This window comes from Kribbia dieselivorans NBRC 106261 (assembly GCF_001552435.1).
Lineage (GTDB): Bacteria > Actinomycetota > Actinomycetes > Actinomycetales > Dermatophilaceae > Kribbia > Kribbia dieselivorans.
The window spans coordinates 1-2,435 of sequence record NZ_BCRE01000146.1 but is presented as its reverse complement, the minus strand read 5'-3'; the positions used below and the strand labels follow the sequence as shown (position 1 = coordinate 2,435).

Annotated in this window: 3 protein-coding genes; all 3 read right to left on the bottom strand. The window is 68.3% G+C overall.

Annotated features, from left to right (window positions below):
• Positions 1-40 precede the first annotated feature (40 nt).
• The 3 genes from KD1_RS11900 to KD1_RS11890 are packed head-to-tail and all read right to left on the bottom strand — an operon-like array spanning position 41 to position 2,169.
• Positions 41-394, bottom strand: a complete 354-nt coding sequence (locus KD1_RS11900) for a cupin domain-containing protein (RefSeq protein WP_068402183.1) — start codon at positions 392-394, stop codon at positions 41-43.
• Between the two features lie 38 nt (positions 395-432).
• Positions 433-1,764, bottom strand: coding sequence for a patatin-like phospholipase family protein (locus KD1_RS11895; RefSeq protein ID WP_068402181.1), 1,332 nt, complete (start codon positions 1,762-1,764; stop codon positions 433-435).
• Between the two features lie 48 nt (positions 1,765-1,812).
• Entirely contained in the window at positions 1,813-2,169 is a 357-nt protein-coding gene (locus tag KD1_RS11890) for an arsenate reductase family protein (RefSeq protein ID WP_068402179.1), read from the bottom strand.
• Positions 2,170-2,435 lie beyond the last annotated feature (266 nt).

The following is a 2,435-nucleotide window of genomic DNA, read 5'->3' as shown; positions in this document are numbered from 1 at the left end:
CAGGAGTCCTGAGGCGGCCCGAAACCATCACTCGCGGGGGTCAGGAAACTCCGGTGACCGTGGTCAGGAGGAACACGCTGTCCTCGTCGGCGGTCACACCGTGCCGCGACTTGGGAATCTGCCCCACCTGGCCCTGATCGACGGTGCGTTCACCGCCGTCCCAGGTGATGCGCACGCGGCCGGTGAGCACCTGCAACGTCGCGGCGTGCGGCGGGTTGTGGTCGGCCAGTGCCGAATCCGCGGTCAACGCCAGCACGGTCTGGCGCAGCGGCCCGTCGTGGACGACGAGCTCGGCGGCCCGGCCGTGCGCACTGTTCAGCGCCTCGCTGAGCAGCCGCTCGGCCAGGTCGGGCAGCGCGACGGTGGTGTCGGGGTCATGCGATGAAGGAGCCATGTGCACGACGCTATCGCCACCGCGCTCCGCGTGATCGGCTAAAGCACGATTCGTCGATCGAACGCGCTCTCGCTGCCGGTCGGCCCCAGGGCGAACCGCACGATCTGCCCGCCGGCGAACCGCGCTCCGGCCTGAGCACGTCGACGCTCGCCGCTGGCCGGGTCGGTGTAATTGACCCGCCAGATGAACTCGTCACCGGCGTACTGGCGCCGGGTGTGGTCGACCTCGATCTCCGTGGCCAGTTTGTCGGCGAGGAACGCGCGCAGGTCGCCGGTGTCCGCATCCGGCCCGATCGGCGGGAACGGCTCGTGCGCGACGATCGCACACGGGCCCGCGAAGAACGCCGAGACCGCGTCCAGATCCCTGTCGCGCCACGCCGCCTCGAACCGGAGCGCGGTGACGAAGTCCTCGGCGGTCGCCTCGCCATCGGTGATCAGGCCACGCACAAACGCCGGATCGCGGTTGAGCTTGGAGATCGTGCCCAGGCGCCGGGAGTTCTCACTGCGCGTCATCTCGATGACCCGCACCGTGATCGGCTTGTACCGATCCCCCACCAGTTCGCCGGTCTCGAGCAGTTCGTCGATCTTCTCGATGACGTGAAGTTCCTGGTACAGCGACAGGTTTCCGGCGAGTTCGCCGCGTCGATCGGTGATCTCGTGGGTCGAGCGAGGCTCCGTGCGCCGCTCCTGCGGGTTGATCTGGATGACCCACAGTTCGTCCGGTCGGCTCGCGAGCAGGTCGTGGATCGGCGGGTTCTGGGAGAACAGCCCGTCCCAGTACAGGCCGTCACCGATCGCCACCGAGCGAAACAGCCCCGGCAACGCCGCGGACGCCAACACTGCGTCGGGGGTGATCTCGCCGTCGCGGCTGCTGAACGCCTTGAACACCCCGGAGAGCACGTCCACCGCACCCAGGATCAGCAGCGGCCGATCCGACGTGCCGTCATCGACCTGGTTGAGCCGCTCGAAGTCGACCCAGTCCTCGAGCATCGTGCGCATCCGCTGCATGGCGAACACCGCCGCCGGATTGTCATACGGGCTGACCTCGGGGATCGCCATGTAGCCGGCCAACTGCCCGCCCCACAGGACCATCTGGTTGACGAACTGGTCCGGGATCGACGAGGCGGAGTTGTCGTTCCAGAAGCCGCGCAGGAGTTCGGCCGCCTTCTCCGGCGAGCCGTCGACCAACGCCGCCCACCCCAGCAGGGCGCAGATCGCCCCACCGGAGGTCCCGCTCATCCCGACGATCTCGTACCTCTGCGTGACGTCGGCCTGGAGCAGTCGGCTCAGCACGCCCGCGGTGAACGCGGTGTGACTGCCGCCGCCCTGGCACGCGATGGCCACCCGGATCGGCTCTGCTTGCTCGGACATCCGGACTCCTGCCGTTGGCGCGGTGTGGGCCCGATCAGCCTACGGGCGCTACTCGGCGAGGAACGCCGCGACCCGCTCCTTGGGGCGCCCGATGATGGCCCGATCGCCGCGCACCAGGACCGGGCGCTGCATCAGGCGCGGGTGCTCGACAAGCACGGCGACGACCTGGTCGGCCGTCGCGACGTCGGCATCGGTCAGCCCCTGCTCCTTGAAGAACGAGTCGCGCCGCACGAGGTCGGTCACCGGGTCCTCGAGCTTGTCGATGAGGTCACGGAGCGCCGTTGCGTCGAGCGGATGCTTGAGGTACTGAACCTCCTCGAACGCCACTCCGGCGTCGCCGAGCACGTCCTTGGCGTGGCGGGAGGTCGAACACTTCGGGTTGTGCAGCAGCGTGATGTCGGCCATGTGAGTGAGCCTAGGCGAGCGCCTCAGGTGCGCCCGTCACGACTTCGACTCGGGTTGCGGCCCCGGAAAGTCGATGGAAGTCTTCCGATCCTCCCTCGGCGCCCAGTCGGTTCGCTTGGTGAGTCGCTTGAAACTGCCCTCACCGGAGGTGATCCGCCCCAGTGAGCGCGGCTCCGTGGGGGGCAGTCTGGTCTGGTTGCGCGCAGTCATCGCTCTCTCCTCGTCGGTCACGTGACATTCTTCCTGCTACCACCGACAACGTGACC